24 protein-coding genes and 1 pseudogene are annotated in these 24,847 nt (G+C 64.3%); 13 read left to right on the forward strand and 12 right to left on the reverse strand.

Annotated features, from left to right (window positions below):
- Positions 1-6 precede the first annotated feature (6 nt).
- From CNE_RS27665 to CNE_RS27675, 3 genes are read left to right on the forward strand one after another with little or no spacing between them, the layout of a single operon-like run.
- A complete protein-coding gene (locus tag CNE_RS27665) occupies positions 7-1,311 on the forward strand; it encodes an amidase (RefSeq protein WP_013953600.1) in 1,305 nt (434 codons plus the stop codon).
- 15 nt (positions 1,312-1,326) lie between these two features.
- Positions 1,327-2,643: a M20 family metallo-hydrolase gene (locus tag CNE_RS27670; protein ID WP_013953601.1), complete on the forward strand. Its 1,317-nt coding sequence runs from the start codon at positions 1,327-1,329 to the stop codon at positions 2,641-2,643.
- Between the two features lie 57 nt (positions 2,644-2,700).
- Positions 2,701-3,291 (forward strand): helix-turn-helix domain-containing protein, encoded by a 591-nt coding sequence (locus CNE_RS27675; protein WP_013953602.1) that lies wholly within the window; start codon positions 2,701-2,703, stop codon positions 3,289-3,291.
- A 95-nt stretch (positions 3,292-3,386) separates the two neighbouring features.
- On the opposite strand, the gene CNE_RS39520 is transcribed toward CNE_RS27675, so the two are convergent.
- From CNE_RS39520 to CNE_RS27685, 3 genes are all read right to left on the reverse strand, one after another.
- Positions 3,387-3,698 carry a hypothetical protein gene (locus CNE_RS39520; RefSeq protein WP_080569604.1) on the reverse strand — a complete coding sequence of 104 codons (312 nt, stop codon included), beginning with the start codon at positions 3,696-3,698 and terminating at the stop codon, positions 3,387-3,389.
- Positions 3,699-4,156: 458 nt separating this feature from the next.
- A complete protein-coding gene (locus tag CNE_RS27680; protein ID WP_013953603.1) occupies positions 4,157-5,179 on the reverse strand; it encodes an IS110 family RNA-guided transposase in 1,023 nt (340 codons plus the stop codon).
- Positions 5,180-5,423: 244 nt separating this feature from the next.
- Positions 5,424-6,584, reverse strand: a complete 1,161-nt coding sequence (locus CNE_RS27685) for an RNA-guided endonuclease InsQ/TnpB family protein (protein WP_049800682.1) — start codon at positions 6,582-6,584, stop codon at positions 5,424-5,426.
- Positions 6,585-6,638: 54 nt separating this feature from the next.
- Between CNE_RS27685 and tnpA the strand changes: the two are divergent.
- Positions 6,639-6,938, forward strand: a pseudogene (gene tnpA / locus CNE_RS27690) (IS200/IS605 family transposase); the annotation flags it as partial.
- Positions 6,939-7,119: 181 nt separating this feature from the next.
- On the opposite strand, the gene CNE_RS27695 reads toward tnpA, so the two are convergent.
- The 3 genes from CNE_RS27695 to CNE_RS27705 all read right to left on the reverse strand — a co-directional run bounded on the left by CNE_RS27695 (position 7,120) and on the right by CNE_RS27705 (position 8,351).
- Positions 7,120-7,581, reverse strand: a complete 462-nt coding sequence (locus CNE_RS27695; protein WP_013953605.1) for a transposase — start codon at positions 7,579-7,581, stop codon at positions 7,120-7,122.
- 209 nt (positions 7,582-7,790) lie between these two features.
- Entirely contained in the window at positions 7,791-8,030 is a 240-nt protein-coding gene (locus CNE_RS27700) for a hypothetical protein (RefSeq protein WP_013953606.1), read from the reverse strand.
- Positions 8,031-8,165: 135 nt separating this feature from the next.
- Complete coding sequence (locus tag CNE_RS27705; RefSeq protein ID WP_013953607.1) at positions 8,166-8,351, reverse strand: hypothetical protein; 186 nt, start codon at positions 8,349-8,351, stop codon at positions 8,166-8,168.
- A 179-nt stretch (positions 8,352-8,530) separates the two neighbouring features.
- On the opposite strand from CNE_RS27705, the gene CNE_RS27710 reads away from it, so the two are divergent.
- Positions 8,531-8,839, forward strand: coding sequence for an EthD family reductase (locus tag CNE_RS27710; RefSeq protein ID WP_013953608.1), 309 nt, complete (start codon positions 8,531-8,533; stop codon positions 8,837-8,839).
- Positions 8,840-8,956: 117 nt separating this feature from the next.
- On the opposite strand, the gene phaP4 is transcribed toward CNE_RS27710, so the two are convergent.
- On the reverse strand, positions 8,957-9,526 hold the full coding sequence (gene phaP4, locus CNE_RS27715; RefSeq protein ID WP_013953609.1) for a TIGR01841 family phasin PhaP4: 570 nt from the start codon (positions 9,524-9,526) through the stop codon (positions 8,957-8,959).
- 1,019 nt (positions 9,527-10,545) lie between these two features.
- On the opposite strand from phaP4, the gene CNE_RS27720 reads away from it, so the two are divergent.
- From CNE_RS27720 to CNE_RS27730, 3 genes are all read left to right on the forward strand, one after another.
- Positions 10,546-10,920 (forward strand): hypothetical protein, encoded by a 375-nt coding sequence (locus tag CNE_RS27720; protein ID WP_010812735.1) that lies wholly within the window; start codon positions 10,546-10,548, stop codon positions 10,918-10,920.
- Between the two features lie 249 nt (positions 10,921-11,169).
- A complete protein-coding gene (locus CNE_RS27725) occupies positions 11,170-11,373 on the forward strand; it encodes a cold-shock protein (RefSeq protein WP_013953610.1) in 204 nt (67 codons plus the stop codon).
- A 276-nt stretch (positions 11,374-11,649) separates the two neighbouring features.
- On the forward strand, positions 11,650-12,129 hold the full coding sequence (locus CNE_RS27730) for a hypothetical protein (RefSeq protein WP_013953611.1): 480 nt from the start codon (positions 11,650-11,652) through the stop codon (positions 12,127-12,129).
- A 166-nt stretch (positions 12,130-12,295) separates the two neighbouring features.
- Here the strand turns inward: CNE_RS27730 and CNE_RS27735 are convergent, their stop codons facing one another.
- The 3 genes from CNE_RS27735 to CNE_RS27745 all read right to left on the reverse strand — a co-directional run bounded on the left by CNE_RS27735 (position 12,296) and on the right by CNE_RS27745 (position 16,225).
- A complete protein-coding gene (locus CNE_RS27735) occupies positions 12,296-14,356 on the reverse strand; it encodes a penicillin-binding protein 1A (RefSeq protein ID WP_238553103.1) in 2,061 nt (686 codons plus the stop codon).
- A gap of 429 nt (positions 14,357-14,785) precedes the next feature.
- A complete protein-coding gene (locus CNE_RS27740) occupies positions 14,786-15,124 on the reverse strand; it encodes a hypothetical protein (protein ID WP_013953613.1) in 339 nt (112 codons plus the stop codon).
- Between the two features lie 159 nt (positions 15,125-15,283).
- Positions 15,284-16,225: a pseudouridine-5'-phosphate glycosidase gene (locus tag CNE_RS27745; RefSeq protein ID WP_041228933.1), complete on the reverse strand. Its 942-nt coding sequence runs from the start codon at positions 16,223-16,225 to the stop codon at positions 15,284-15,286.
- Positions 16,226-16,426: 201 nt separating this feature from the next.
- On the opposite strand from CNE_RS27745, the gene CNE_RS27750 reads away from it, so the two are divergent.
- The gene (locus tag CNE_RS27750) at positions 16,427-17,194 is read left to right on the forward strand and encodes a ParA family protein (RefSeq protein ID WP_013953615.1); all 768 of its coding nucleotides are present in this window, start codon (positions 16,427-16,429) and stop codon (positions 17,192-17,194) included.
- A gap of 154 nt (positions 17,195-17,348) precedes the next feature.
- Here the strand turns inward: CNE_RS27750 and CNE_RS27755 are convergent, their stop codons facing one another.
- The gene (locus CNE_RS27755; protein WP_063712353.1) at positions 17,349-18,299 is read right to left on the reverse strand and encodes a LysR family transcriptional regulator; all 951 of its coding nucleotides are present in this window, start codon (positions 18,297-18,299) and stop codon (positions 17,349-17,351) included.
- Between the two features lie 121 nt (positions 18,300-18,420).
- On the opposite strand from CNE_RS27755, the gene CNE_RS27760 reads away from it, so the two are divergent.
- From CNE_RS27760 to CNE_RS27770, 3 genes are all read left to right on the forward strand, one after another.
- Positions 18,421-20,250 carry a gamma-glutamyltransferase family protein gene (locus CNE_RS27760; RefSeq protein ID WP_013953617.1) on the forward strand — a complete coding sequence of 610 codons (1,830 nt, stop codon included), beginning with the start codon at positions 18,421-18,423 and terminating at the stop codon, positions 20,248-20,250.
- Positions 20,251-20,311: 61 nt separating this feature from the next.
- On the forward strand, positions 20,312-21,289 hold the full coding sequence (locus CNE_RS27765) for a Bug family tripartite tricarboxylate transporter substrate binding protein (protein ID WP_013953618.1): 978 nt from the start codon (positions 20,312-20,314) through the stop codon (positions 21,287-21,289).
- A gap of 1 nt (position 21,290) precedes the next feature.
- Positions 21,291-21,809, forward strand: a complete 519-nt coding sequence (locus tag CNE_RS27770; RefSeq protein ID WP_013953619.1) for a GAF domain-containing protein — start codon at positions 21,291-21,293, stop codon at positions 21,807-21,809.
- Positions 21,810-21,963: 154 nt separating this feature from the next.
- Here the strand turns inward: CNE_RS27770 and CNE_RS27775 are convergent, their stop codons facing one another.
- Complete coding sequence (locus tag CNE_RS27775; RefSeq protein WP_013953620.1) at positions 21,964-23,253, reverse strand: M20/M25/M40 family metallo-hydrolase; 1,290 nt, start codon at positions 23,251-23,253, stop codon at positions 21,964-21,966.
- 725 nt (positions 23,254-23,978) lie between these two features.
- On the opposite strand from CNE_RS27775, the gene CNE_RS27780 reads away from it, so the two are divergent.
- Positions 23,979-24,842 carry a branched-chain amino acid ABC transporter permease gene (locus CNE_RS27780; protein WP_013953621.1) on the forward strand — a complete coding sequence of 288 codons (864 nt, stop codon included), beginning with the start codon at positions 23,979-23,981 and terminating at the stop codon, positions 24,840-24,842.
- Positions 24,843-24,847: the final 5 nt, after the last annotated feature.

Here is a 24,847-nt window from a genome sequence, read left to right on the forward strand (position 1 = left end):
CATGCGATGGACGATTTCCTCGATCTTCCGGTCCGCACCCTGGCGGCGATGGTGTCCCGGCGCGAACTGAGCGCCGAAGCGGTGGTCCGTGCGGCGCTGGCCCGCATTGCAGCGCAAGACGCAGGCATTCTGGCCTGGCAGCACGTGGGTGGCGACACCGCCGTGGCGCATGCGCGGCGGCTAGATGCCGGCGGCGCGTCAGGCGCCTTGCCGGGCGTCCCGCTTGGCGTCAAGGACCTGATGGATACGGCCGACATGCCGACCACTTATGGTTCGCCGATATACGCCGGACATCGGCCGGGCGTGGATGCGGCGGCGGTAGCACTGGCCCGGTCGGCGGGCACGGTCGTGGTCGGCAAGACCGTCACCACCGAATTCGCCACGTTTCAGCCTGGGCCGACCCGCAACCCGCGCGCGCCGGCGGACAGGCCCCGCACCCCCGGCGGCTCCTCGAGCGGATCGGCCGCCGCCGTCGCCGCAGGCATGGTGCCGCTGGCCTTCGGCACACAGACCGCGGGATCGATCATCCGGCCGGCCGCCTATTGCGGCGTGGTGGGCTACAAGCCCACGCATGGCACGCTGCCGCTGGCCGGTATCAAGCCGCTGGCACCGAGCCTGGATACGGTGGGCGTGCTGGCCCGCCGCGTGGACGACGCGGCCTTGTTCATCGGCACCTTGGCGCGCGATGCCGCGGTAGCGGATGCGTCGACGGTACGCCACGCGCCGCTGCGCATCGGCATTTGCCGCACGCCGCATTGGGAACGCGCCAGTGCCGATACCCAAGCTGCGCTGGACACCGCGATCCGTGCGCTCGAACGCATCGGTGGCACGGTGCGCGACTTCAACCTGCCGCAGGCTTGCCACGGGCTGACTGAAGCCCAACTGGACATCATGGCATTCGAGGCACTCGCCGCATTCGCGCCGGAAGCACGCGAGCACGCAGAGGGCTTTAGCGCGGCTTTCGCGCGCCAACTCAAAGCGGGCCGCGCCGTCACCGGCCAGCGCTTCCATGTCGCGCTGGCCCACGCGGAAGCAGCCCGCACGGCGTTCAGTATGGCGATGGCCGAATTCGACGTCGTACTGGCCCCGAGCGCCGAAGGCGAAGCGCCTGCTGGCCTTGGCGCCACCGGCGATCCGATTTTCTGCCGCATGTGGTCGCTGCTGGGCACCCCATGCGTCCATGTGCCAACGGGGACCGGCGCCACCGGCATGCCGGTTGGCGTGACCGTGACGGGGCCGCGCCATGCCGATGCCCGCGTGCTCGGCATGGCTCATCGTCTTGAGCAGGCGCTCGGCGCCAGCCTTGCCTGATATCTGGAGACCAAATTGACCGTATCGAACCCGCCCACCCTCACCAACGCACAAACCATTGCCGAACGCGCGCAGGATCATGTGGGCGCCGAGCGCCTGGCCGCATCGCTGGCAGCCCTGGCCCGGTTTGGCCTGCGCCACGACGGCGGCGTTTCCCGCGAAACGCTGACCGCGATCGACCTGGCCGCCCGGCGCCACCTGATCGACCAGGCACGCGCGCTGGGCTGCACAGTCGGCATCGACGATTGCGGCAACCTGTTTTTCCGCCGCCCCGGCCGCGAAGACCTGCCGCCGGTGCTGACCGGCAGCCACGCCGATACGCAGCCGGTGGGCGGCAAGTACGACGGCGCGTACGGCGTGCTGGCCGGCCTGGAAGTAATTGCCGCGCTCAACGCGGCCGGCATTGAGACATTGCGCCCCGTCGAGGTTGTGTCCTGGACCAACGAGGAAGGCAGCCGCTTCGGTCCCGGCGCGATGGGGTCGAGCGCCTTCGTCGAACCCGCGCGGCTGGCAGGCTATCGCGACGTGACTGATGCGGCCGGTATTCGGTTCGGCGAGGCGCTCGATGCCGCGCTGGCGGAAAGCCATGACGTGCCCAGGGTGCCGATGGCGCGGCCCATGGCGGCATGCGTCGAACTGCACATCGAACAGGGGCCGGTGCTGGAAGGCGCAAATGTGCCGCTGGGCGTGGTCACCGGCATCCAGGCGGTACGCTGGTTCCGCATGGAATGCACGGGTACGATGGCCCATGCCGGCACCACGCCGATGGCGGTGCGACACGATGCGATGGCCGCGGCCGTGGCCATTGCGCAAGACCTGTACACGCTGGCGCCGCGCCATGCGGCCGCCCCCGGCACTCCCGAACTGCGCCTGACGCTGGGCCGCTGGAGCGTGGCGCCGAACTCGGTCAACACCATTCCCGGCCACGTCACGTTCACGGTCGATATGCGCTGCCTGGACGACGCCGCGCTTGATCGCGCCGAAGCGGCATTGCGCGCGGCGTGTGTCAGGCACGCACATGCGCCCGAAGCGGTCACGGTCACGCGCTTCTTCCATCGCGAGCCGACGCATTTCCCCGAGGCCATGCTGGGCACCATCGAGCGCGCCTGCTCGCGTGCCAGCGGCAACGCCGGCCGGGCGCTGCCGATGCGGCTGACCTCCGGCGCGTTCCACGACGCCATGTACCTGGCCGACCATTGCCCCACGGCGATGATCTTCGTGCCAAGCAAAGGGGGCATCAGCCACAATGCCGCCGAAGATACGGAAGGCGCCGATCTGTTCCTTGGAGCCCAGGCACTGGCTTACACTGTCGCCGAACTGGCCAGCCGCTGAACACATCGACGTACGGCGCCTGGCGGCCGATCCAAGTCCAACCCATTCCGAGCCTGCATGGCAAAGACCGAGCGCCCCACACCTGAAACGGCCGACAGCAAGTCGGCCACCCTGACGCTTGGCGTCAAGCTGCGCCACGCCCGGCTGGTGGCCGGCTACACGCTGCTACAGCTCGCCGGGAAGGCGGGGTGCTCGGAAAGCCTGATTTCAAAGATTGAGCGCGGGCTGGCCACCCCGTCGTTTACCACGCTGCACCGGCTGGCCGTAGCGCTGGACACCAATATCGGCGCGCTGACCAGCGACGAGGAGCCAAACCAGTCGCCGATCCTGCGGCATGGTGAACGCCCGGTGATCCGGGCCGGCGGCGTGGCGCTCGAACGCGTGGTGCTGCCCAAGCGTGGCGGCCTGCTGCAGGCCAACATCCACATCGTCTGGCCCGGCGAGGCCAGCGACGGGCAGATCGAGCACCAGGGCGAGGAAGTGGGCTACGTGCTCGAAGGACAGCTCGAACTGATGCTCGGCGACGACGTCTACCTGATCGGCCCGGGCGATGCCTTCACGTTCGCCAGCCAGGTGCCGCATGGCTACCGCAATGTGGGCGACGTCGTGGCCAGGGTGCTGTGGGTGAATTCGCCGGCCACCTTCTGAGACGGGCGGACGAAATGCGGGCTTCCGCAGGGAAGCCCGCGCCTTGGGGTCAGGCCCGCAGGAAGGCAGACTTAGCGTAGAACCCGTCTTCAGTCCTAGTCGTCATCGTGCCAACGGCGCCACTCGCGATGGCGCTCTCTCCACTCGCGTTCCCTCCACCGCCGTTCACGCCACTGTTGTTCACGCCATTCGCGTGCTTGCCAATCGTCGTAGTAACCAGGCGCCACTACCACCGGGCGCGGAGCCACGTAAACTGGGGCCGGCTCGTAGTACACCGGGGGTGGAGGCGCTGCAACTACGACACCTGGAATACCGATGCCAATTCCGACGTCTACCCTTGCCTGGGCGGTGCCTGACGCAAGCACGGATGCGGCTGCAATTGCACAAACTGCCAAGATCTTCTGCATGATGCTGTTCCGTCGAATGTTGCCAATACCTTAGGGGGTTCTCGCCATGTTTGGTATGAGCAGAACCTAAAGCTGGTTACCTCGTGTAACGGCGACAGCTTGTGACAGTTGACCACGGCGCTTGAGAGTCTTGTAAGGCTTTGTATCCACGCCTTCGTGGGCTGACGCTTCATTGACGTCCTTATATGAACACCGCCCGGATGCCAAGGTAAATTGAAGGGCTTTGGCTTGTAGGTATGGGTTGCTGTCTTATATCCGACCTTGCTGCAGGAACGTGCCTGCGGGCCTTGATGGAATCAGCCGGGAACGTCCCCATCTCCCACGACGGGCTGTAAGCCGCTTGGACGTCATCGGGTTTGCGTTCCCGCGGTCCGACCTAGTTTGCCATCACACCTTATCTCCTTACCCTGTGCAACCCTGAAGGTATTCGTTTGTGCCCTGCTGTGGTCGTGCTTTCGCTACGCAGGCCGTGCGCTGATATAGCCGGGTTCATAGACGCGGCGATGGGCAAGCAATGCCCAGGCGGTGCGCGCCATCTTGTTGGCTAGCGCGACGATGGCAACATTGGTCGGGCGCCTGACCAGCAGGGCCTCAGCCCAGCACGGGCGCCGCTTCGAGCGGGTCAGCACGATGCGTGCGCCATGGATCAGCAGTTTGCGCAAATAGGGATCGCCACGTTTGCTGATATGGCCGAGGTGAACCTTGCCGCCGGTGCCACTCTGGGTTGGTACCAGGCCCAGGCTGGCCGCGAAGGCTCTGCCTGAGCGGTAAGCCTGGGGAGATCCCATGGTGGCAACCAGGGCCGTGGCGGTGATCGGGCCAATTCCCGGAATCGCATCCACACATTGGGCGGCAGGCTCGGTTTTTAGCCATGCAGCGATCTCTTGCTCGGCCGCGAGGATTTCAGCGTCCAACTGCCTGAGTCGCTGTAACTGGCGCGACAACAGTCGCCACAAGGGAGCCGGGATGGTTTGCTCGATCTCGCTCAGTCGGGTGACAAACTGCGCCATGGCAGCCTTGCGACCAAGCACGAAGTGCAGGCCGTATTCGCCCAGCAAGCCGCGAATCTGATTCACTTGCCGCGTGCGGCTGTCGACTAGTTCCGAGCGAATTCGGTGCAATCCAAGTAAGGCTTGCTGTGCCTCAGTCTTTACCGGTATCGGTCGCATCCCAGGTTGCTGCGCGGCTGTCCAGATCGCGCGCGCGTCGGCCGCATCGGTCTTGTTGGTCCGCACGAACGGTCGCACGTACTTTGGGTGGAGTAGGATGGCTTCATGGCCCAGGCTGATAATCTTTCTTGCCCACCAGTGCGCGCCGCCACACGCCTCCAGTACGAACTTGCCGGGGGTGCGATTGCTCAGAAAGGAAATCAGTTGGGTCTTGCTGAGGCGCCGGCTGTGCGTCTCGCCCGTCTCTGGGTCGACCCAGTAGAGCTGGAAGATCGACTTTGCAAGATCCAGCCCATATGTCGTAGCATTCATTTGGGCTCTCCTTACCTCAAGTGATGGTTCGGATCTTCACTTTGGCACATCGATGCCGTCGGTCAAGCGAGAGCCCCTCATCGTGGAACCCCCGCTAGCGTTACTGACGGGCGGTGTTCATTCCATCTCCCCGTCCTCAGCCTTCGGCTGCCGCCTTACGGCGGAAAGGACGAGGATTCCTACGGCGCTACGTGATGCTCTACGTAGTCACTTCGGTGGGTTCCTGCTTCGTAGAGCGGCTTGACTACGCCGACTCTCCACAGGCTGCAACGCGGTGCCCCCGCGCCAAAATGTTGATCGCGCCGACCACGTCGGCGTGATTCGCATAGCCGCATGCCACACAGGCGAAGCTCGCCTGGCTCTGCCGGTTCTCGGCAGATACATGCCCGCAGCAAGGGCACGTGCGACTGGTGTGCTGTGGCGGCACAGCTATTAGCCAGCCGCCATTCCACGCTAGCTTGTATTCCAGTTGACGCCCGAACTCGTACCAACCCTGATCGAGGATGGCCTTGTTCAGGCCGGACTTGGCCCTGACGTTCTTGCCCGGTTGCCCGCTTGAACCGGCCGCTGACTTGGACATGTTCCGTACCTTCAGGTCCTCGATACACACCATCGCTTGATTTTCGCTGATCGTGGTCGTGGCTTTGTGCAGGTAGTCGAGGCGGGCGTTACCGATGCGTGCGTGGATACGCTGGATTCGGGCCTTGGACTTCTTCCAGTTGTTGCTGAATTTCATCTTGCGGCTCATCGCCCGCTGCGCACGGCGCAGTCTGGCTTCGTGCTTCCTAAAGCTGTTGAGCGGCGCGAGGAAAGTGCCATCGCTCATGGTGGCAAAGCGAGCGATGCCCATGTCGATGCCGATGGCGCTGGTGGCTTTCGGCACAGGTCGCTCGACCTTCCGCTCAGTCTGGATCGAAACAAACCACTTGCCGCCCGAAAGACTGACGCAGGCATTGCGTACCTCACCGAGTACGTCGCGGCTGTTCCTGTATCGCAGCCAGCCCAGCTTGGGCAAAAAGATACGCGAGTTGGTCTGATCAAGCTTGATTTGCTTCTGGTCGGGATAGCGGAAACTGTCGCCCAGACCCTTCTTCTTGAAACGCGGGAAGTCGGCCCGTTTTGCGAAGAAATTTGTGTAGGCCCGCTCCAAGTCCTTGAGCGTCTGTTGAAGAGGATGGACTGGTGCATCAGCCAGCCATGCTGTTTCCGTGCTGTTGCGCCACTCCGTGAGTTGCTTACACAGACCGGCATAGCTGAGCTTCTTTTCGCCTTGATCGTAACGCTGTTTCTGCAACGCCAGCGCCTTGTTATAGACGAACCGGCACGATCCGGCATAACGGCGCATGTTGCGCTGCTGCTCGCCGTTCGGCATCAATTCGTATTTGAAGGCTTGAAGACGCTGCATGGCCCAATCATACTCTTGGCCTATGAGCGACGACAATGACATTCGGCAGAGGACCTGCGCGACATATTTACCGGCGTTTGCGCAGATTTCGAAGCTGAACTGGTGGAGTTCGATGGGGAGGACGATCACGTTCACCTTCTTGTGAACTACCCGCCAAAGGTCGCGGTGTCCGCACTGGTAAACAGCTTGAAAGGGGTATCCAGCCGTATGATCCGAAAGAAGAACTACCCGAGCATCAGCAAGAAGCTATGGGGCGGTGCGCTGTGGTCGCCGTCTTACTTCGCAGGGAGCTGCGGCGGTGCGCCCATCGAGATCATCCGCCAATACATTGAGCAACAACAGACGCCGCATTAGCCGCCGAAAGGACGCCGACGGCGTCCGCGCTATCCTTCTCCGGCCTAAAGGCCGAGGCTTGCCGCGCACCTGGTCAAGCGGCGGAGCTCCTTCCGTCAACGGGTAGTGCTATCGGTCAGCGCGTCGCAGCTGCGCTCGCAGGCCTGCCCTGCGATGCGGGCAGAAGTCAGGGACTGGCGCATCAATCCTTGTTACGGTCTCTGCCGCGACCGTTGCCACCGTCGGCATCACGATTCCGCCCACGGTCATCACCGCGGTTACCGCCACGGTCATTGCCCCGGTCCTCGCCACGCTCGCCTCGCCGGTCCCGGCCGCGATTCTCCGCGCGCACATCGCCGCGATTCCATCCACGCTTCTCGCCGCGGTTTTCACCTTGATCTCCGCCACGGTTCCAGCCGCGGTTATCACGATCGCTCCAATCACGGCCCCTGTTTCGCTTCTCGTCCCGGTCCCAGCCCCGATCCCAGTCACCGCCCCACTTTCGGTTGCCGCCGTAGTACCTCGCGCCGTCCCAATCGGAGTAACCGCCGCCGTAAATGGGACGCGAGTAGCCGCCGTGGTAGTAGCCGTCATCATAGGGAGCGATGGCGCAGCCGGTGAGAAGTGCTGCCGTGGCTACGGTGAGCACAAATAGGGATTTCATGGTGACCTGCGCTTGCAGTTGGCGAATTTGCCGCAAGGATACCGACGGGCACCTCCCCTGGTTGTAAGAAATGGTGTCCCACAGCGCGGGGGCGGAGCTAGCTGTAGTCGTCAACCCGCGCCGATGACGGCAGCACCGGTCGCCAGCGTGCCTGAGATGGCGAGCCAGTCGGCGAAGGAATCGAAGCGATTTGGGGTAGCCGCATGGGGCTACAAGCCGGTCTTGGTGTTCTCGACGCAAGCCTTTGCGTAAGCGATTGCTTCGGTCATTGCCTCGTCCTCGCTATTGAACGAGGCTTTGATCTTGTGCCGCAAGCCTGGGACAAACTCGTTCGCGTGATCGATTCTTCGCTCGAACAATACCGATGCATCCCAGGTCCCGGATTTGGACTTCCAGACCGTGCAGTGGCAGTAGTACTCCCCTTCTTCGACCCAGGCATGGCTCGACATGGCGACCTCCCATCGTTTCGAGGAATCCTAGCATGACAAAAGACGCCTCATCCGGCATCAACTGCGGCGGCGCATAGGCTGCCAATCCGTAGGTCTGGGGGTCGATTTCAGAGGGGTTCAGCCGTGATCATCTACTCACGCTTTCGCCCAGGCAATGCCGGCTGCCGCAGCACGCTCGAACGAGGGGTAGTACCCCAAGGGATCCGATCCTTCCTCGATGCGGCCGTCCTTCTCAACTGCACCGGATGCCTCGAAGGATCCGTCGCCAAGCTGCTTGGCAAAGCCGCGGACGATGTAGCCCTGGTAGCTTTCGATTGTCATGACGACCTCCGATTCAGATAGGAAAATCGTAGCATGAAGACACCGGTCAACCCGCAGTGCGCGCTGTGCATCAAGCGCGCCGGACGATACGTGTCCTGACGGAAATGGGGTTCACACGCTGCAGGGAAGCTACACTGGCAAGCTCGGGCTCTATCTAACTCACGCTTGGAGGAACCACGATGGCAAAGCTGATGGTGCTATACAAGAAGCCTGCGGACACGGCGGCGTTTGATTCCTATTACTTCTCGACCCATGTTCCGATCGCCAAGAAGATCGCCGGCCTGCGAAGCTACGAGGTCAGCAGCGGCCCGGTTGCAAGCCCAGCCGGCGATTCGCCGATTCACCTGGTTGCGGTGCTGAGCTTCGATTCGCTGGCGGCTCTCCGGCAGGCAATGGCTTCGCCTGAGGGCGCCGCCGCAGCAGCTGACCTGGCCAATTTTGCCCAGGCCGGCGTTGACATGCTGATATTCGACACGAAGGAAGTTTAGGTCGGCGCTTCGCGGCCCCACTGCGGCACAGAGGAGGCGAGAGATCGGCGGCGGTGCAAAGCACATGGCCGCCTCCAGCGCTCCACCTCTTCTGGCTTTCCAGGAGCCAAAGCCGACTTAATTTGCAGCCGCCTTTGAGGCCTGTGCCGCACGACGTTGCATGCCTTTCGAGGCCACCTGCGCAGCAGTATTGAAGCTGCTCTCGGCCACTTGCACGGCCTGCTTTGCCGTCGTTTGCATCGACTCATAGAGCGTAGTGGTCGCGTTGACTGCCTCCTGCCAGGCAGCCAATGGCGCCGCCGCCGTGCCGGCTGGCGTTTGGCTCACCACGCTTCCAAGGAAGTCTTGCAGACCCTGCTTGCCTGCCGTGTATTGGACCTCGGCGACCTTCTCGAACTCCGCCCGGGTGGCGGCGAGGATGTCGTACAGTTGACGGCGATACGCCAAGACATTGTCGGCTGCGGGTTGAAATAGCTCGATTTGCAATTCGACCAGTTCTTGCGGGTCCTTGGCTGAGAGCGCTTTCCTGGCGCCTTCTCGTGAATCAGCCAGCGCCGTCTTCATCGTTTGCAGATTCAGCTCCAGCAGTTTTTCGAAGCCCTCAAAGGCCTTGCCGGTCAGCCCGGTCAGGGCTTCAATGCCTGCCAACTGGACCTTCATGAATTGCTCGGGGGACCACTGAGTCATCTTGCGTCTCCTAAGTACGACCCGCCACCTGAGCCATCCGATGAGAGCTCCGACGGGACGTGAATCGATTGGAAAACGATGGCTGCATTGTGACCCTGGCAGGCCACGCCGATCAGCCGAAAGCGCGCCAACGTCCGCAGTCACTACCAGCTAAAGCAATACGCTCATAAGCAGGCCTGGCGAGCCTGACCTTCCCTTGCGCGAACTCGGCCGAGGGATTTCAGAAAAGCGTAGCCCTGGATTGTCACCTGAGGGCGGCTTTGGTTTGGCCCAAGGCGCTCAAGCGTAACCAGTTGATACGCGAGCAGCGTATCCATATCCGCGCGGTCCAGCTCCGTTGGGTCGGAACTGCCGCTTACCAGCACAAGCGTGGCGAATTCATGATGACTCAGCACAGTCGTCTCCCAAGCTGTAGGTTTACTTTTGCTACGGGACTTCACTACCGTCCGTGACAGCCGGCCTGGTTTGCACAGGCCGCTTGTTTCGCCTCGGACGCGAGGTTCTGGCTGGCGGGTGCTTGTTCTCGCACCCGGAACGTTCATCTTAGTTGCTCGCCACCTTGTGTTCAATATGATTGGAAGCATGTCTGACGTAATCCCCAGTATTTTCTCCATTGCCAAAACGTGCGCAGGGGAAGCTCGACGAATATCGCAACGTGTTATGCATCCAGGTTCAGGAGCATTCATTCGCCGACCGGCCGGACGGCTTGCATTAGCACCACTCGGCGAGGTCCGCTACCAATATGCCGCTGCTGGGGAAAGGCATTGAGCTTCAGGCCGAATGAGGACCACTCTGTGTCAAAAAAAACCCGCGTCGCCGGAGCGGTTGCGCGGGTGGTGGTAGCAGGACTACAGGGCGATTCTATATTGACTTAGATTTTTCTTACGTCAGAATTAAGCAGGATCTTGACTCCAAATCTGAAGCCAAGAGTCATGAGCGGGGCGACGTGGCGTTGAGTTCAGTAGCACGTTGAAGCAGGCCGGCAACCCCCGCGCGGGAAGGTGTGAGTGGAGGCAGAAATGACAACGGCTCGGGCTGGAACCAAAGGGGAAGCTATCAGGCTCCTGGAGGCAGAGGGGGTCGCGCTGGTCGAGCTCGACTATGAGTCAGGCTGGCAGGATGCCATTGAGCTCGGGCGCCTGGGTAATAAGGTAGGGATACGGGTGGAGTATCGCGGACACGAAAGCATCGCCGTGAAGTCCCTCGCGGCGCTCATTGCCGGCCTCAGCCGGCCGAAGGTGTCCTTCCGGCAACGGAACCTTTACTGCCAGTTTGCATTGGACCAGCTGGCAGCCAACGAGTTGGTGGCCCTGGAGACAAAGGCCATGAAGGCTGGCGACTACATCCTGGCCGGACACCTGTTGCGGGACGTCGATGCCGTCTGGACTGAGTAAGCCTGGATCGGGGGGATTTCCTCGGATTCGGCGCTCGGAAATTTGCGCACCCCGCCCGTATCGCGACTCGCCCGCCTCATCTTCAGCGCTCTCACCCAGAGGTTAACCCGCAGATACTGCCCGCCCTCCTCTTCGGTATGCTAGGGGTTCGGCGCGCCGTATCGCGTTCAACCATATTCTGGCGACGGGGCGATTCTGGGGCGGGACTTCTCAGCACGCAACCTGTGTGCACTAAATGTCGAGGACGAGATGGCGACTGGCATCGTGAAGTGGTTTAACAGTGAAAAGGGCTATGGGTTCATCACGCCGGATGATGGCGGCAAGGACTTGTTTGCCCACCACAGCGAAATCCAGGGCACCGGGTTCAAATCGCTGGAGGAAGGCGCGAGGGTGGAATTTGAAGTCACGCAAGGTCAGAAAGGCCCACAAGCGTCACAGATTCGCCCGCTATAGTCGCCCTGCGCCGCCTGACGGCCTGAATTGACAAAGCCCTCCACGAATTGCGAAGGGCTTTTCTGCTTTCCGGCTCGTGGCGACCCCATCCTGGGGATCGCTATTTCCTGCGCCAATATCGACTGACAACAGCATTCCGGGCTCAGCGCGACAGGTCTCGGGCTCATGGCGACGGAGGTAGTCGACCACCGTTGCGAGTTTCAAACGGAGCCGCTTGCCGCCCCGTGTAAACTCCTGCATCGGCGGATCGCCAACCATCCCCTATTGAGGAAGAACATGACTCGACAATCACTTCGTACGCTGTGCCTGACCCTGCTGCTAGCCGCTGCCACCACACCGGCGCTGGCCGATGACCTGAAGAACGCCGTGGGAGGCGGTCTGGGCGGTGCCGCGGGCGCGGCCGTCGGTGGCGCACTGGGCGGCAGCACGGGTGCCGTGATCGGCGGCGCGGTGGGCGGCGGTGCGGGCGGCGCGGTGACTGCCAACAAGAAGGAACGGACTGGCGCCGTCGTGGGTGGCGCGCTGGGCGGTGGCGCCGGCGCGGCGGCCGGCAATGCCCTGGGCGGCCGGACCGGCGGCATCGTCGGTGCCGCGGCCGGTGGTGCAGCGGGTTCGGCGCTGGGCGGCAATGTGTCGCGCAACAACTATGCCGATGACCACAGGAACGGCAATGTGTCGCGCAACAGCTATGGCGACGACAAGAACGGCAATCGGGGCAAGCACAAGGGCCAAAAGAAGCATCGTCACGACGACTGAGCGAGGCGACGCGCGATGGCGCCCGTCATTGGGGCATCTGTCCCATCGCGCGCTTGACCGCGTCGCGCGCCGGGTTCCGGACGGCCGCCGCTGCGGTCGACCGGCTCGGGTCGCGCTGCGTCGGCGGAAGCTGTGAAGGCGAATTTCGCGTCCGCCAGCGTCGGCGTCAAAACCTCCAGAACAGGAAGTGCCGATGCTGTTGCGCCTGGACCTTGCGAGGAGCCCTGGTCTCAGGGGTGAGCCGCGCGTCCGGATCGATCACCCGCGCACGCAGCGCCATATCGTAGAACGCGCCCACCATCGGCAGGGCGCTATGCGCGCCCTGGCCCCAGTCGTTGCCGAGCGTCACACGTCCATCGTCAAAACCCACCCACGCGCCCGCGACCAGTTGCGGATGCATCAGGATGAACCAGCCATCCGCGTTGTCCTGCGTGGTGCCCGTCTTGCCGGCCACGTCGGCGCGAATCCCGAAGCGCGTCCGGATACCTGCGCCGGTGCCCCGGATAACGACGTCGCGCATCACATCGACGAGCGTTTGCGCGGCGGCGGCGGGCAGTGCCTGCTCCGGCGCTGCGCTCGCAAATTCGGCGAGCACCTTGCCGTCGTGATCCTCGATGCGGGTAACCATGCGCGGCTCGACATAGGCGCCACGGTTCGCGATCGTGCTGTACGCCGATACCATTTCCTTGAGCGTGACCGGGCTCGTGCCGAGCGCGAGCGACGGCACCGCTTCGAGCGGACTGTCGCGCACGCCCATCGCGCGCGCAAGCCGTGCGACCTTCTCGGGGCGTTCCTTTTGCATGAGCTGAGCGGTGACGCGGTTGCGCGAATACACTAGCGCGTCGCGCAGCGTCATCGGCCGGTCGGTGGGCGGCGCCGCGTCGGTAGGCCGCCAGGTCGCCTGGCCGGCCAGTGGAATGGCGACGTTCCGGTCTACGATCGTATCGCTTGGCCGCGCGCCGTCCGCGAACGCCGCCCCGTAGACGAACGGCTTGAAAGTCGAACCCGGCTGGCGCCGGGCCTGTTGAACGTGATCGAACGGTGCGTCACTGAAGTCGCGACTACCGACCCATGCCTTGATATCGCCGTTGCGCGGATCGATCGCGACAAAACCCGCCTGGACCTGAGTCTTGCTCCGGCAGAGTGCGCGGACGAACGTCGGGTTGGTGCCGAGTTTCCTGAGCGCCGCCTGATCCGATTGACCAGCATCGCGTGCGGCGCGATAGTCGGGCGTTTGCCGGATGAACGTCCGGAACAGGTCGTTGCCAGGCCAACAGCCCGTGCGTTCGTTCCACGCCCCGTTCGCGATCCATTGCAGCTGGCTCGCCTGCCAGTCCATCGCCTGCACCGCCATCGCCTGCAGACGGTAATCCATGGTCGTGCGCACGACCAGCCCGTCGGCGTATATGTTGTAGCCATTGCGGCTGGCCCATGCGATCAGCCATTTGCGCAGCAGCGCGGAAAAATGCGGCGCCGCGCTTCGTGGCGCGGTCTGCAGTTCGAAATTGACGTTAAGCGGTTGCCGGCTCAACCAGGAGTAAGCATCGGGCTTGAGCTTGCCGTACTTGTTCATCTGCCCGAGCACCGTGTTTCGCCGCTCCAGTGCGCGCTCGGGATTCAGGACCGGGTTGTAGGTGCTGTTGGCCTTCAGCATGCCGACGAGTGTCGCGCTTTCGAGGATGTCGAGCTGATGCGCCGATTTGCCGAAGTAGGTGCGTGCGGCCATTTCCACGCCGTAGGCGTTATACAGGAACGGCACATTGTTCAGGTACGTCTCAAGGATCTGGTCCTTGCTGTACACGGCTTCGATCTTGAGCGCCGTGATCGCTTCCCTGATCTTGCGCGCGAGGGTCGGCGCGCGGCCGACTTCGTCGGGATACAGGTTGCGCGCGAGCTGCTGCGTGATCGTCGAGCCTCCCTGCCGGTCGCCAGAGAACGTATGCAGCGCGGCCGACGCGGTACGCAGCCAGTCGATCCCGTAATGCTCATAAAAGCGGCGATCTTCGGTGGCGACCAATGCAGCCACCATGTACGGCGAGATCTGCCCGAGCGATACCCACTCGCGATTGACCGGTTTGAATTCGTCGATCACTCTGCCGTCGGCCGATACGATCAGCGCTGGGCGGTCGATGCGGGCTTTGCGGATGTCGCCGATGCCCGGCGTAAACGGCACGAGCGCCAGCACGTACAGCAGAAACAGCGCCGGCACTGCGGCGAGCGTCAGCATGATGCCGCGTCGCGTCGGGTGGCGAAGCCGGCGCAGCGCGCCGGGAAAGACGCGCCTGGCTATCGTGACGCTGGCAGCGGCCAGCGATTGGATGCGGATGAGCCACCGTGCGCAGTACTCACGACAAAACAATAGACAGCGGCGATTCACGGTGGCGGGACGCTTTGCGGAAAGAGCGGGATCGTACCAAAGCGGAAGGAAGCATCTGTTGTCAATACGGGGCTGCGCGGGCGGCATTAACAAACGATTACATTTGTTTCGTACGGCCAACGTGCGCTACCTGTGCTCCTGGCTTTGCGGCGGTCATTTTTGCGATCAATGCCGGCGGGCGGCGTATGGCATGCGAGCGCGCGTCGGCGATCCGAACGCCTGCGCTCGATCGCATAGCGAACTGAGGTAGTGAAGCAATCGCCTGACCTCTGACGCGCTTCAGCGGCCCATGCGGCGGTTGTAGCTGCGCGAAATGCGCGCCATCAACGCCGGATCAGGTGCAGCCATGCCGTCGAATTCCACCCGTACGAAGCCGTCTGCCTGCTGGTGAACTCCGGCCATCACCGTGCTGGTATCCAGACTGCCGACGACCACGCCATTGACCGGGTCCTCGACGCTGATCGCCAGGCCCTGGTCGCGCATTGCCTCGGCGGCTGCGGTGAAGGTGCGATCGAAGCTGGCCGGCCCCATGACGGTAAAGGCGCCTGTTCCGGCCGGCTCCAATGTACATGCCGAAAGCGCCAGCATGGCGCCGCAGACTATCAGTGAGAGTCGCATGATGATGACTCCTTCTGCCAGCCCCGGATCGAAAATGTACGCGTTGCGACTTCAGGCGAGTTTTCCACTCCCCGGTCGCTAAATTACAAGATTAGGCGACGTCGGCGCATAGACACAGCTTGCCAGGTGCGCGCCCGCACCCTGCGGACGCCGACCTGCTCACCTGACCGGCTGCCCGATGGCCGCCAATGCCAGCGCCAGCCTTGCCCCCACCTCGGCGTTGTGTTTTACGAGCGCGATGTTTGTCGCCAGGCTGCGTCCGCTCGTCAGCGCCTTGATGCGAGCCAGCAGGAAAGGCGTCACGGCCTTGCCGGTGATCCCCTGCGCCGTGGCCTCGGCGAGCGCCTGCTGAGTCAGCGCGTCGATCTCCCCGGACGTCATCGCTGCCGCTTGCGGCACCGGTGTGCTCAACACCACGCCGCCCGCCAGGCCCAAGTCCCACTTGGTGCGGATGAAGCGCGCCTGCTCCGCCGCGTTGTCCAGCCTGAAGTCAGCACGAAAGCCGCTGTCGCGCGTGTAGAACGCAGCAACATTGTCTTGCTCACAGCTGAGCACCGGCACGCCGTGTGTTTCCAGGTATTCCAGCGTGAGTCCGATGTCCAGGATGGACTTCGCCCCGGCACAGACCACCACCACCGAGGTCCTGGCCAGTTCCTGCAGGTCGGCCGAGATGTCAAAGGTCTCCTGCGCACCGAGGTGCACGCCTCCAATCCCGCCGGTGACGAAGACCTCAATGCCCGCCAGCGCGGCACATATCATCGTGCCGGCCACTGTCGTGGCGCCGAGCCCGCCACCGGCCAGCACGGCTGGCAGGTCGCGGCGGCTCACCTTGTGCACCCGGTCCGAGCGCCCGAGCAGTTCCAGTTCGTCGTCCGAAAGCCCGATGCGGATTCGTCCGCCAATCAGCGCGATCGTCGCAGGCTCGGCTCCCAGGTCGCGGATCAGCGCCTCCACTTCGCGCGCAGTGCGAACGTTCTCCGGGTAAGGCATGCCGTGGGCGATGATGGTCGATTCCAGCGCCACGAGCGGGCGGCCGGCAGCCTGTGCAGCGGCCACAGGCGCACTGAAGGTCAACCAGGAGCGGGCAAGGTCGGCAACCATGTCGATGCTTTCGATGGCGTGAGCCGCATAGTGTGCAGCACAAGGCTGGTCCATGAGGGGCAAGCGCGGGACCACCTCAAGGCACCAATGGTACAGCGAGCCCCGGGCCTGGAATATCGTTTCATAGCCGGGCGGGTGCTGCCGGAAACCTCACGCTAAGGTATGCTGCCGCTTTCGGATCGATTCTCTCCAGAGGGGCAAATGCGGCGCGTCGTCTTCAATCAGAAGGGTGGGGTCGGAAAATCGACCATTGTATGCAATCTCGCGGCGATCAGCGCCAGCGAGGGCTTGCGCACCCTGGTCATTGACCTCGATGCACAAGGTAACTCCACCCAGTACCTGCTTGGCGCGCAGGCCGCGGAGGCAAGTCCGACCGCGGCCAATTTTTTCGAGACCTCCCTGACCTACAACTTCAGGCCGGTGGAATTTACGTCCTTTGTCCACCCGACGCCGTTCGAGAACCTAGATGTGATGCCGGCGCATCCTGACCTGGATTCCCTCCACGGCAAGCTCGAGTCCCGCTACAAGATCTACAAGCTACGCGACGCCTTGCTCGAACTGGAGGCAGTCTATGACGCCATTTACATCGACACGCCACCGGCCCTGAATTTCTATACCCGCTCCGCACTGATCGCCGTGGAGCGCTGCCTGATCCCGTTCGATTGCGATGACTTCTCGCGCCGTGCCCTCTACACGCTGCTCGATAACGTGAAGGAAATCCAACAGGACCACAACGACGGGCTGCAGGTCGAGGGGATCGTGATCAACCAGTTCCAGCCGCGAGCCAGCCTGCCGCAGAAGCTCGTCGACGAACTGGTAAGCGAGGGCCTGCCGGTACTTGAATCGCGGCTGTCTGCATCGGTGAAGATCCGCGAATCGCATCAGCATGCCACCCCCATGATCCATCTGGATCCGCGCCACAAGCTTGCGCAGGAATACGTGGCGTTGCACCGCGAGCTGGCTGGTTGAAGACGAGACCCTCGCGCGAACCTAAACCGCAATTAAAACAAGTAGATAGGAAGGGATTTCGGGAGAAACCCCAGACGGCCCTGCGACAGCCTGAATGTGTCGGAGCCGGCTCGCGGATGTGGAGGCGTGCGATGCGTGGGATGGGCCATCCGGCTCACTCTTCCTCCCACCGCAACGCCCCCAGGCAAGCAACCAGCGCCGTCACCACTTCATCGTCCACCGCCTGCCGCCGCCACATCACCCCCACCGGTGGCAGATCCCAGCTAAGCGCATGCGGCAACGCAGTCGCCCCCTTGGAATCGGCCAGTTCGCTGGCCACCGCCTTCGGCACGATGGTCGTTGCCGCCGGATGCTTGCGCATCAGCGTAGCCATGGTCTTGATCGAATAGGTCTCGACGATCGGCGTGGGCTGCGCCACCCCCGCCACCGCAAAGATGGTGTTGATGGTGCGCCGGATCGGCGTGTTGGGCGGTGGCAGTATCCAGTCGCGCTCGGCCAGCTGGCGCCAGTCGAGCGGGCCGCGCGCCAGCCGGGCCGCTGCCGCGGTGGGCACAACCAGCGCCGGTTCTTCGCGATACAGCGGCTGCTGCGCGATGTCCGCGCCCGGCGCATAGAAAGTGCGCGCCACCACGCAGTCCAGTTCGTGCTCGCGCAGTGCGCTGACCAGTTCGTCGGTGGTGCCTTCGCGTACCAGCACCGAGATCCGCGGTGTCTGGGCCAGGCCGAAGGTGCAGGCGGCGTCGAGCACGCTGCGGCTGATGTACGGAATCACGCCGATGCGCAGCCGGCCCGACAGCCCGGACTCGATCGCTGCCAGTTCGCGCCCCAGCGCATCGGCATCGGACAGCGTCAGCCTGGCATGCGCCAGCACCGCACGGCCGGTGGGCGTGGGCTCCAGTCCGCGCCGGGTGCGGGTGAACAGCGGCGCCATGAAGATGTCTTCAATCTCGCGCAGAGTCTTGGTGACGGCCGGCTGCGACAGGTTGAGCTCGGCAGCCACCCGCGACACCGAGCGCTGGCGCTCCAGCGCCAGCAGCAGCGGCAGGTGCCTGAGGCGCAGGCGGGACACCAGGTTGTGGACCAGCTTGTCGGGGGCGATAGACACGGGGCCTTCCTGCAATGGAGGAGCAAGTCGCATTACCGGATGGTAATACCACAATAACCAAAGAGGCACTGCTGGTTATTCGCCAATCCTATACTGGCTAGCATCACAGGAGCTGCAAGCCATGTTCACCACCCGTCCCGAGATCGTTGGCACCTTTGGCGTCGCCGCCTCCACGCACTGGCTGGCGACGCAGACCGCCATGGGCGTGCTCGAGCGCGGCGGCAACGCCTTCGACGCCGCTGTCGCCGCCGGCTTTGTGCTGCAGGTGGTCGAGCCTCACCTGAACGGCCCCGGCGGCGAAGTGCCGATCGTCTACTGGAACGAGCGCGAACGCGCCATGCGCACTGTCTGCGGCCAGGGCCCGGCCCCGGCGCTGGCCGATCCGGGCGCGCTGCGCGCCATGGGCCTGGACCTGGTGCCCGGCATCGGCCTGATACCTGCCGCCGTGCCCGGGGCCTTCGGTGCGTGGCTGACGATGCTGCGCGAGCACGGCACGTGGTCGCTGGCCGACGTGCTGGCGCCCGCCATCGGCTATGCCCGCGACGGCTTCCCGCTGGTGCCGCGCATCTCGCGCGCGATCCTGGCGGTGCAGGCACTGTTCCGCGACGAGTGGCAAAGCTCGGCACGGACGTGGCTGCCGGACGGCAAGGTGCCGCGCCCCGGCAGCCTGCATACGCTGCCGGCGCTGGCCGCCACCTACACCCGCATCATCGAGGAGGCCCAGCGCCACAGCGACACCCGCACCGGCCAGATCGATGCGGCGCTGGACTGCTGGTACCGCGGCTTCGTCGCGCAGGAGATCGACGCGTACTGCCGCAATACGCCGGTGCGCGATACCACCGGCGACAAGCACACCGGCCTCCTGCGCTACGACGACATGGCCAGCTGGGCGCCGGAGATCGAGGCCCCGGTCACGCTGGACTTCGGCCGCTACACCGTGGCCAAGTGTGGCGTCTGGAGCCAGGGGCCGGTGTTCCTGCAGCAGCTGGGCATGCTGCGCCACGCCGCTCTGGAGCAGCACGCGCCAGACTCGCCGGAATTCGTGCACCGCATTGCCGAGGCCACCAAGCTGGCCATGGCCGACCGGCTGGCGTGGTATGGCGATCCGCATTTTGCGCCGAGCCCGCTGGCGGCGCTGCTCGACGATGGCTACCTGGCGGCGCGCGCGCAACGCATCGGCACACGTGCGGCGTTGTCGCTTGACCCGGGCATGGTGAACGGCATGGCACCGCGCCTGCCCGACCTGGCCGCGGCCGAGCGCACGCTGCAGCGCGCCGACGTGCGCTTCGGCGTGGGCGAGCCGACCTTTGCCGAACTGCCGCCGGTAGCTGAATGGGCCGAGCAAGAAATCTTTGTCGGCGATACCTGCCATATCGACGTGATCGACCGCCACGGCAATATGGTCGCGGCGACGCCGTCGGGCGGCTGGCTGTCGTCGAGCCCGACCATTCCGTCGCTGGGCTTTGCCCTCAATACCCGCCTGCAGATGACCTGGCTGGAGCCCGGCCTGCCCAACACCCTCGCACCCGGCCAGCGGCCCTGCACCACGCTGTCGCCATCGCTGGCGCTGCGCGACGGCGAGCCATACATGGTGTTCGGCACGCCGGGCGGCGACCAGCAAGACCAGTGGTCGCTGGCGTTCTTCCTGCGCCATGCCGTCCACGGCATGAACCTGCAGGAGGCAATCGACGCGCCGGCCTGGCACATCGATCATTTCCCGGCATCGTTCTGGCCGCGCCAGACGGTGCTCAACCGCATCAGCGTCGAATCGCGCTTTCCCGAGGCGACCCTGGCTGCACTGCGTGAGCTCGGCCACGAAGTGCGTATTGGCGAGCCCTGGTCGGAGGGGCGCATGTCCGCCTGCTCGCGCGAGCGGGACCCCCGCGGCCGGCTCGTGCTGCGTGCCGGGGCGAACCCGCGCGGCATGCAGGGCTACGCGGTCGGACGCTGAACGGCAACCATTAAAGGCCGGCTGTACCTGACAGCCAGGCCAGACATCAAGGAGAAAACCCATGAAGTGCGTCGTGAAATCCCTGCTGCGCGGCATCGTCGTGCTGGCGCTTGGCGTCGCCGGGCTTGCCCAGGCAAGCGAAGCCTATCCGCAAAAGCCGATTACGCTGATCGTGCCTTGGGCGGCGGGCGGCTCGACGGATATCCTGGCGCGCGTGCTGTCCGAGCACCTGACCCGCTCGCTCGGCCAGCCGGTGATCGTCGACAACAAGCCGGGTGCCTCGGGCAACATCGGCTCCGCCATGGTCGCCCGTGCCAAGCCCGACGGCTACACCCTGCTGGTCGGTTCAATGAGCACGCACGCCATGAACCCTGCGCTGATGCAGAACATGCCGTTTCGGGGCGTCGAGGATTTCACCCCGCTGGGGCTGCTGGCGTATGTGACCAACACAATGGTGGTGCACCCGTCGGTGCCCGCGCAGAACGTGAAGGAACTGATCGCCTACGCAAAGGCCAATCCCGGCAAGCTGGCCTATGCCAGCGCCGGCTCTGGTTCCACCAACCACCTGAGCGCCGCGCTGTTCGAAAAGCTGGCCGGCGTCCAGCTGCTGCACGTCCCGTACAAGGGGGGAGCGCCAGCCGTGGTCGACACGGTCGCGGGCCAGACACAGCTGCTCTTCTCGGCCGGCACCCAGACGCTGCCGCATGTGAGGGCTGGCAAGCTGCGCCTGCTCGCCGTGACGGAGTCCAGGCGCTCACCGCTGCTGCCCAACGTGGCTACGGTGGCAGAGACCCTGCCCGGCTACGAGCTGGCGGTCTGGTACGGCGCCTTCGGCCCGAAGGGGATGCCGGCCGACCTGACCGCGCGCCTGAACCGCGAGATCAATGCCGTCATGTCGATGCCCGAGGTGAAGGCGAAGATGAATGCCATCGGCGTCGAAACGACCACATCGACACCGCAGCAGTTCGGCACCATCCTGCGCCGCGATGCCGACCGCTATGGCAAACTGATCCGCGAACTTGGCATCCAGGGGGAGTGACGTGGAAGCAATTCTCGGCAATCCACAGCAGTTGATCGCGCAGGTGAACCGCCTGTGTGATGCCTTGCAGCGTGCGGCAAGTCCGCTTGCAACGCTCGACGCCATTGGGCACGCGACCATGGAGATGCTTGGCCCGGGGTTGCTGACCATCAATGCCTGGTATGCCGATGCCGCGCAGATCGAGCGGCTCTGGTCATCGAGTACTACCGCCTACCCCGTAGGCGGCCGCAAGACCAAGGGCGACAGCCCGTGGAAGCGTCAGCTGCTGGAGCGCGGTGAAGTCTTCGTCGGTGAAGGTGACGCGGCGCTCGCCGAGGTGTTCGACGATATCGACACCATCCGCTCGCTGGGCTGCAGGGCTGTTGTGAACGTGCCGCTCTGCCACGCGGGCAGGGTGATCGGGACGTTCAACTACCTAGCGGATCGGTCGGTCTGGTCTGGCGCCGAACTGGCCGCGTTGCGCACCATGGCCAACCTCACCGTACTGGCGGTCAAGACGCGGCTTGCATCCACCGAATGACCGAGGCGCGTCAAGGCCGTGCCAGGCATTGCCTGAATGAGATGGCATGCGCGGAAGCTGCATGCCGGTGCACTGGTGAGCATCACAGCCCGCCCTACTCGGTAGTCGTGCCTGCGGCGAATCGCCCTCAATGACCTTGAGGGCTATCGCTCGCTTAACGCCCAGCCTTGTCCTGCGAGACGTCCATGATCATCCGCGTCAGCAGGTACAACCGCGGCGTGACCGAGTTCAGATCGACATACTCGGCATCATTGGAGTGAGCACCGAAGCCTCGCAGCCCGAAGCGCTCGATCACCGGCGCCTTGGTGTCCGCAGCCGCGAAGGCGGCATCGGTGCCTCCGCCTTCCGCGGTGTCGTGGACCTGGAGCGTTTCACCGATCTCCGCATAGATGCCTTGCGCATGCGCGGCGAGCTTGCGTGCTGGGTCGCTTACCTCCAGCGGGGGACGGCGGCGCTCGAATTTCACGTCAACCTTGGTGTCGGGAATGAGCTGCTTGCGGATGCGTTCCTGCAGCGTTTTCTCGAGGCTATCGTAGTCAGCGGTGCGCAGCACGCGTACGTCTGCCTGCGCGGTAGCGGTGGCCGGGATCACGTTGCGATTGGTGCCGGACGAGGAGACTGTCCAGTTGACCTTGAGGCCGGTGGCGGGATTGGAGAGGTCGCGCATCTGCAGGACCTGGTGCGACAGTTCATAGAGCGCATTGCGGCCCTGCTCGGGCGCACTGCCCGCGTGCGACGCCTTGCCCTGCGCCGTGAGATAGATCGAACCGATGCCACTGGTCGCCAGCGACAGGCGGTCGCCGGTGACGCGGCTGGCCTCGCATGAGAACACGGCATCCTGCTGTGCGCCCAGCCGGGTCAGCACGGCCCGCGCACCGGGCGAGCTGATTTCCTCGTCGCCGTTGATCAGCACCGTCAGCGTGCCGTAGTCCTTGAACTTCATCTTCTGCAGGATGGCGATGGTGTGCAGGATCACGGCCACGCCGTTCTTGTCGTCGGCGATGCCCAGCCCGTAGGCGCGGTCACCCTCGATGCGGAAGGGCTGCTGGGCCAGCATGCCGCGCAGGTACACGGTGTCCATATGGGCGATCAGCATGATGTTCCGCTTGCCGCTGCCCTTGAACTGCGCCATCACCATCTTGCCCACTTGCTTGGGCGTGTCTTCCATCCGGTAGATTTCGGCTGGCTCGACCAGCTTGGCTTCGGTGGCTCCCAGTGCCGCCAGCCGGTCCCGGATCAGCGTGGCGATGCGGTCCAGCCCTTCGATGTCCTTGCTGCCGGACTCGATCGACACAAGGTCTTTCAAGGTCGCGATGAGTGCGGGCTTCTCCTGTCGTGCGAACTGATGAACCGGCTCGACCGCGGTGGCTGCGGCGGTGCCGGCAAGCGTGGCACCGGCGATGAACAGGACGGCAGCGCGCAGAGAAAAAATGCGGCAAGGCATGGGTAGGGTCTCCTGGGTTGCAGGTTACGGAGCGAAAAAGGCGGGAAAGCAGACAATGTCCCAACGGCCGGCATACAGCGCGCACGAGCATAGCGCGTCGCCGTATGGCGCACAACGGCGGGTACGCAGCCATGGAAGGATCCGCGGAAGCTTCGCACAGCCCCGGGTGGCTCGCCGAAAGCGGCGTAGGTCGGCACATCCGTCACGTACAGCAGTCCATGCAGGGAAAACATAGGGGTCATATGCCCCGTCGATGGCGGCGGGCAGACCCTCTCAGGACTTACCCGCAGGCCAGTGCCCTGCTATTTCGCGGTGCGGAATACTCCGCCGCTTTCCTTGACGGTGCCGCGAAGCCTATGCAACAGTCGGTGAAAACGAACGATCGTGCGGGAACACTCCCGACACCTCGTCACCGGGTCGCAACGCCGCCGTCCTCGTCGACGCGGCCAGTGCCCGGCTTGCCTGGCGGCCATCGCGCCGCATCGCACAGGAGACAACCATGCAGTACCTGCAACACGCATCTGCGCACCCGCACCGTGACCGCCACGGCGCGCCCTGGGCCAGGCCATCCCGCCCGCGCATCGCCGCGCGCGAGCCGGCACCGCCGCCCGCCTGAGTTCCGCCCCCGACTTCCTGACCGTGGCCGCGCCTGGCGCCGCCGCGATGGAACACGCACGGCCCTTGCCGCTGCGTGCCTGGTTTCACGAACCGCACGAGGTACCCCTGTGGCATTGTTCCTTCAACAGTTCCTGAACGGCCTGACGCTGGGAGGCGTCTACAGCCTGGTGGCGCTTGGCCTGACGCTGGTCTACGGCATCCTGCACGTGCCCAACTTCGCGCACGGCGCCTTCTACATGGCTGGCGCCTATGTGTCGTACTTCCTGATGACATCGCTGGGCGTGAACTACTGGCTGGCGATGCTGGGCGCGGCGCTGGCGGTGGCCGTATTGTCGATGGCTGCCGACCGGCTGGTGTTCCACCCGCTGCGCAACTCGCCCGAGTTGCACGACATGATCGCCGCGATCGGCATCCTGCTGTTCCTGGAAGCCGGCGCGCAGGCGCTGTGGGGCGCGGACTTCCACCGCATGCCCACGCCCTATGGCCAGATCGTCGACGTGTTCGGGCTGACCGCGCCGCTGCAGCGCCTGCTCATCATCGGCGCCGCCTTTGCGCTGATGGTGCTGCTGCACCTGTTCCTGACGCGCACCATGACCGGCGCCACCATCATGGCCATGGCGCAGAACCGCGAAGGCGCCGCGCTGGTCGGCATCGACGCCACCCGCGTGACGCTGCTGGTGTTTGCCATCTCCGGCGCGCTGGCCGCAATCGCCGCCACGCTCTACGCCCCGATCAACCTGGTCTACCCCAGCATGGGCAACCTGGTGATCACCAAGGCCTTCGTCATCATCATCCTGGGCGGCATGGGCAGCATCCCCGGCGCCATCGTCGGCGGGCTGATCATCGGCATGGCCGAGAGCTTCGGCGGCTTCTACGTTTCCACCGACTACAAGGACATCATCGCCTTCGTGCTGCTGGTGGTGATCCTGTCTATCCGGCCGCAGGGCCTGTTTGCCGGCAAGACAGCCTGAGGAGA

Source organism: Cupriavidus necator N-1 (assembly GCF_000219215.1).
Lineage (GTDB): Bacteria > Pseudomonadota > Gammaproteobacteria > Burkholderiales > Burkholderiaceae > Cupriavidus > Cupriavidus necator.

Bases quoted from the DNA above. Each gene is read 5' to 3' on its own strand.
- phaP4 (WP_013953609.1), bottom strand. From the start codon at position 9,526: ATGACTCAGTGGTCCCCCGAGCAATTCATGAAGGTCCAGTTGGCAGGC.
- CNE_RS27705 (WP_013953607.1), bottom strand. From the start codon at position 8,351: ATGACAATCGAAAGCTACCAGGGCTACATCGTCCGCGGCTTTGCCAAG.
- CNE_RS27735 (WP_238553103.1), bottom strand. From the start codon at position 14,356: ATGCTGACGCTCGCCGCAGTGCCGGCGCTGTTTCTGCTGTACGTGCTG.
- CNE_RS27745 (WP_041228933.1), bottom strand. From the start codon at position 16,225: ATGGTTGCCGACCTTGCCCGCTCCTGGTTGACCTTCAGTGCGCCTGTG.
- CNE_RS27685 (WP_049800682.1), bottom strand. From the start codon at position 6,584: ATGCAGCGTCTTCAAGCCTTCAAATACGAATTGATGCCGAACGGCGAG.
- CNE_RS27700 (WP_013953606.1), bottom strand. From the start codon at position 8,030: ATGTCGAGCCATGCCTGGGTCGAAGAAGGGGAGTACTACTGCCACTGC.
- CNE_RS27775 (WP_013953620.1), bottom strand. From the start codon at position 23,253: ATGCCTTGCCGCATTTTTTCTCTGCGCGCTGCCGTCCTGTTCATCGCC.
- CNE_RS27765 (WP_013953618.1), top strand. From the start codon at position 20,312: ATGAAGTGCGTCGTGAAATCCCTGCTGCGCGGCATCGTCGTGCTGGCG.
- CNE_RS39520 (WP_080569604.1), bottom strand. From the start codon at position 3,698: ATGCAGAAGATCTTGGCAGTTTGTGCAATTGCAGCCGCATCCGTGCTT.
- CNE_RS27710 (WP_013953608.1), top strand. From the start codon at position 8,531: ATGGCAAAGCTGATGGTGCTATACAAGAAGCCTGCGGACACGGCGGCG.
- CNE_RS27680 (WP_013953603.1), bottom strand. From the start codon at position 5,179: ATGAATGCTACGACATATGGGCTGGATCTTGCAAAGTCGATCTTCCAG.
- CNE_RS27750 (WP_013953615.1), top strand. From the start codon at position 16,427: ATGCGGCGCGTCGTCTTCAATCAGAAGGGTGGGGTCGGAAAATCGACC.
- CNE_RS27665 (WP_013953600.1), top strand. From the start codon at position 7: ATGGACGATTTCCTCGATCTTCCGGTCCGCACCCTGGCGGCGATGGTG.
- CNE_RS27695 (WP_013953605.1), bottom strand. From the start codon at position 7,581: ATGAAATCCCTATTTGTGCTCACCGTAGCCACGGCAGCACTTCTCACC.
- CNE_RS27760 (WP_013953617.1), top strand. From the start codon at position 18,421: ATGTTCACCACCCGTCCCGAGATCGTTGGCACCTTTGGCGTCGCCGCC.
- CNE_RS27740 (WP_013953613.1), bottom strand. From the start codon at position 15,124: ATGCGACTCTCACTGATAGTCTGCGGCGCCATGCTGGCGCTTTCGGCA.
- CNE_RS27730 (WP_013953611.1), top strand. From the start codon at position 11,650: ATGACTCGACAATCACTTCGTACGCTGTGCCTGACCCTGCTGCTAGCC.
- CNE_RS27725 (WP_013953610.1), top strand. From the start codon at position 11,170: ATGGCGACTGGCATCGTGAAGTGGTTTAACAGTGAAAAGGGCTATGGG.
- CNE_RS27720 (WP_010812735.1), top strand. From the start codon at position 10,546: ATGACAACGGCTCGGGCTGGAACCAAAGGGGAAGCTATCAGGCTCCTG.
- CNE_RS27675 (WP_013953602.1), top strand. From the start codon at position 2,701: ATGGCAAAGACCGAGCGCCCCACACCTGAAACGGCCGACAGCAAGTCG.